This is a genomic window from Propionivibrio soli, assembly GCF_025770765.1.
In the GTDB taxonomy this organism is placed as follows: Bacteria; Pseudomonadota; Gammaproteobacteria; order Burkholderiales; family Rhodocyclaceae; genus Propionivibrio; species Propionivibrio soli.
This window is the reverse complement of record NZ_JANZKY010000027.1, coordinates 1-4407: the sequence shown is the minus strand read 5'-3', so window position 1 is coordinate 4407 and position 4407 is coordinate 1. Positions and strand designations below refer to the sequence as shown.

At 57.6% G+C, this 4407-nt stretch carries 5 protein-coding genes; all 5 read right to left on the bottom strand.

Features of this window, described 5'->3' with window-relative positions; translation table 11 throughout:
- Positions 1 to 210: 210 nt before the first annotated feature.
- Entirely contained in the window at positions 211 to 984 is a 774-nt protein-coding gene (locus NZ453_RS21750; RefSeq protein WP_263773104.1) for an IclR family transcriptional regulator, read from the bottom strand.
- A 213-nt stretch (positions 985 to 1197) separates the two neighbouring features.
- On the bottom strand, positions 1198 to 2190 hold the full coding sequence (locus NZ453_RS21745) for a TRAP transporter substrate-binding protein (RefSeq protein WP_263773102.1): 993 nt from the start codon (positions 2188 to 2190) through the stop codon (positions 1198 to 1200).
- Between the two features lie 112 nt (positions 2191 to 2302).
- Positions 2303 to 3583 (bottom strand): TRAP transporter large permease subunit, encoded by a 1281-nt coding sequence (locus NZ453_RS21740; protein ID WP_263773101.1) that lies wholly within the window; start codon positions 3581 to 3583, stop codon positions 2303 to 2305.
- Between the two features lie 20 nt (positions 3584 to 3603).
- On the bottom strand, positions 3604 to 4104 hold the full coding sequence (locus NZ453_RS21735; protein ID WP_263773100.1) for a TRAP transporter small permease: 501 nt from the start codon (positions 4102 to 4104) through the stop codon (positions 3604 to 3606).
- Between the two features lie 48 nt (positions 4105 to 4152).
- Positions 4153 to 4407, bottom strand: a 255-nt coding sequence (locus NZ453_RS21730; protein ID WP_263773098.1) for an SDR family oxidoreductase, incomplete at its 5' end; no start/stop codon positions are given.

Sequence of the window (4407 nt, the reverse complement as noted above, 5' to 3'; positions counted from 1 at the left end):
CGTTGGCGCACGCCTGGATGACGTTCACGCACACTTCTTCGTCCGGGTGGTAAAACACCGGAATGATCGATTGCTCCATCATCCCCAACAACACCGATAGCCTGTCCTTGCTTGCCATTTGCAACTCCTATCCAAAAAAACAATCCGGGCTTGCCGAACAAGCCCTCCCGATAAAATTTCCAGGCGTTTGACGGACGACCATCTTCCCTGTCACACGCCTCTCATGGCCCTCACGTAGCCCAGGCGCCTCGAAATCATTGCGCCCACGTGCTTCAATTCCTCGACGATCCGTTCTTTGTTATCGCAGAAACGCTTTACCGGCCCGGAGACGCTGATCGCCGCAACCACGCCTCCCGTATAGTTGTAGATCGGGACTGCCAGGCAGTACAGACCCACTTCGATTCCTTCGTCGTCGATCGAGTAACCGTTCATGCGGATGTGCGCGAATTCCTCGTGCAGCTGCATGCGGTCGACGACACTTTTCTCGGTCAATTTTTCCAGCGGCTTCTCGAAGATGCGGTCGGCTTCCTCGATCGGCAGATTGGCAAGAATCGCTTTACCGAGCGCCGTGCAATAGGCCGGGCGGCGGCTGCCGAGCGTCGCCGTTGTCACGATCGCCTGATTTCCCTCGGCCTTGTAGAGATAAACCACATCGCCGTTGTTGTACACCGCAAGGAAGGAAGTTTCTCCGACGGTTGTGGCCAGCTCACGCAAATACGGGATCGATACCTCAACGATGTCCTGCCCGATGAGCCCACTGAGGCCGACCTCGACGGTCTTCAGGCCGATGCTGTATCTTTCGCTGTCCTGGTCCCACGCGACGTACTCGCGAGCCAAAAGCACGTCCAGGATTCTAAACGCCGTGGTCTTCGGAATCCCCACCACCTTGACGATCTCGGCCAGCGACACCCCTCGCGTGCTCCGCGATACGAATTCAAGAATGCTCAGGGTCTTATCGATGCTCGAGTTTAGTTTTTCGTTCATCTCGGCAAGCCACGAAATCCGGCCAATACGAGCATTGTCGCAGGAAATCTATTTTTTTGAAACACTGTTTCATTATTTTCGTATAGGTAGTTTCCCTAGGAGCCAACATCGAACCCATCCACGCGACGAACGCCAGGCCCAGATGAACTTTCCCCCGCGGTAGGCTGCGACAGGGCAACCGCCACGGGGGAAACGGAAACAAACGAAAGAGGATTACTTGGCGTCGCGAACGGCGTCGATCTGCTTGATCATGTCAGCGCCGCCGAATTTCGCGGTGAACGTGTCGCGGCCCGGCTTGGTCGCCTCGAGGAACGGGGCCGGATCGACCTTCTCGACCACCTGCATGCCCGCCTTCTTCACGTCGTCGATGACTTTCTGCATGTTCTTGTTATTCAGTTCGCGCTGATACTGGCCCGCTTCACGGGCCGCCTCGACAAGCGCCTTCTGATGCGCAGGCGGCAGCGAATCGAACTTCGCCTTGTTCATGACGAGGATCAGCGCGCTGTAGGCGTGGTTGGTCAGGCTCAAATGCTTCTGGACTTCATACAATTTGGCCGACCAGAGAACGCCGAGCGGATGCTCCTGCGCATCGACGGTCTTCATTTCCAGCGCCGTATAAAGCTCGGCCAAAGGCATCGGCACCGGGTTGGCGCCAAGCAGTTTGAAGGCTTCAATGTGCGCCGGACTACCCGTCGTACGCACTTTCAGCCCCTTGACGTCGGCCGGCGTATGCACCGGATGCTTGGAGTTGGTCAATTCGCGCCAACCGTTATCCCAGAAAGCGAGGCCCTTCATGCCGAACTCGCCGAGCTTGTCGAGCATCTCCTGCCCGACCTTGCCATCGAGCACGCGATAGGCATGCGCCGAATCCTTGAACATGAACGGAATGTCGAAAACACCCAGGAGCGGCACCAATCCGCTGAAGTTCGCCGAACCGGAAACCGCCATGTCGATCGTTCCGCCACGTACGCCCGAGATCGCCGCCTGGAAGGCACCGAGTGAGCTGTCGGCGAAGATCTTGATATCCAACGCCCCGTTGGTCTTCGCCTTGAGCAGTTCGCTGAAACGCTCGCCGGCGATCGACTGCGTGTCTGTACGCGGAGATTCTGAAGCGAATTTCAGCGTTTCCGAATGTGCCGCCCCCATGCCCCCAGCAACCAATCCAACCGCGAGCAGCGACGTAATCAGGCTTTTCCTTAGTTTCATCTCATTTCTCCAGTTAACGGATAGACCACGACCCCTGTCCCTCATCCGCTCCTCGCTGGGATGGACTCGGGAGTTGCAACAACAACGTTATGCTTCGCGAGTCCTCGGCAGGTCAGTAAAACCAGCGCGCCGGGATCAGCACCAACTGCGGAAAGAGCACCAACAAGAACATGACCAGCGTTTCTGCGACCAGGAAGGGAAACATCCCCTTGATGACCGTATCGAGATTGACTCGCGCGACGCTCGACACGACGTTGAGGACGGTCCCGACCGGCGGTGTGATCAAACCGATCGCGTTATTCATCATGAACATGATGCCGAAGTAATAGGGATCGATCCCCGCCTGCTTGACGAGTGGCATGATCACCGGCGTCAGGATGAGTACCGTAGGCGCCAAGTCGAGCGCCGTGCCAACCGCATACGCCAACAACATGAGGACGACCATCAGCATGAGCTTGTTGTCGATGAACGGTTCCATCAGGCTGGTGACTTGCGACGGGATATCGGCAATCGTGATCAGCCACGCAGACACCATCGATGCAGCGACGATCAGCATGATCGAACTCGACGTCTTCGCAGCCTGCAAGAGCAATCTCGGCAGATCGCCGAACTTCATTCCGCGATAGATGAAAACGCTGACCAGGAGAGCCACCACGGCCGCGACCACAGCCGCCTCCGTCGGTGTGAAGATGCCGCTCTTCATGCCCCCGATGATGATGATGGGAAGCGTCAGCGCCCATACCGCCTTACGTAGGGCACTCAGTAGGGCCATGAGGTCGAAGGACTGCCTGGGCGAATTGGCGAAATCCTTGCGGGCGACGATTTTCCACGTGATGACCAAGGACAGCGCCATGATCAAACCGGGGAAGATCCCAGTAAAGAAGAGCTTCGTGATCGACAACTGCGCTACCACACCGAACAGAACGAGCGGCATCGCAGGAGGCAGGATCGGAGCGATGCACCCTGCTCCGGCAATCAGCCCCGCCGACCGCCCCACGTTGTAGTTGGCTTTGCGCATCATCGGAATCACGACAGCCGCCAATGCAGCGGTATCGGCCGCCGCGGACCCGGAGATGGCCGCCAGGATAAGCGCGGCGATGATGGCAACGTAGCCCAGCCCGCCTTCAATGTGCCCGACGAGCGCGTTGGCGACATTCACGATCTGTTGCGAAATTCCGCCCTTGTTCATGATCTCGCCGGCGAGCATGAAGAACGGGATGGCCATCAAGGGGAAATTGTCGGCACCGGATATCAGGTTCTGCGCAAGGATGTGCGTATTGAACTGGCCAAGGTGCACCATCAACGAGACGCCGCAGACGAGAAGCGCGAAGGCCACCGGCATGCCGATGCACATGGCGCCGCACAGTGATACCAGGAAGATTGTGACGGTCATTTGTTTTCTCCTGTTCCCTGCTAGAGCGCGTCGTCAAAGTCGGGACACATTTCCTGCTCGGTCATCTTGCCCGCCAACAAGCGATACATCGAATTGAGCAAGAGAATCCCCATACCGACGCTGCAGACGAGGCAAGCGACGAAGACGACACCAAGCGGGATATCGGACACCGGGGCGATGTTCGGCATGTTGAGGACGACGACTTTCCAACCGCCGATGGTAAGCAGGATGCAACACCCGAACGTGATCAAATCGCTGAGGAACTTGCAGGCTTTCTTTCCCCCCAGCGACATCTTCTTGGTCAATGTGTGGACGCCGAGGTGACCGTTGTCCTTGAGCATCAGGACCGAACCGAGAAAAACCATCCAGACGAACAGAAAGCGCGAGACCTCTTCAGAGAAAACAATGCCGGAATTGAAGCCATACCGGAGAACGACGTTTCCGAAGACCAGTATGACCATCAACCCGAGAATGGCGATGAGCAGCCACTCCATCCCCTTGACCAACCCTTTGACAAACATGCTCTTCCCTCCAGATGCAAGTTTCTTTTATTGGTGATCTCGACGGCCTCAGCGTCCCATCCACCCTCCATCGACGGTGAGGATGGTGCCATTGACGTAATCGGAGGCGGAGGAAGCGAGGAAGACGGCGGCGCCGACCATGTCCTGCGGTTTCCCCCAGCGGCCGGCCGGGATGCGTTCGAGGATCTGCCGGCTGCGGGTCGGGTCGGCAAGCAGCGCGGTGTTCATCTCGGTGTCCATGTAGCCTGGGGCGATGCCATTGACGTTCACGCCCTGGCTCGCCCATTCGTTCGAGAGGCTCTT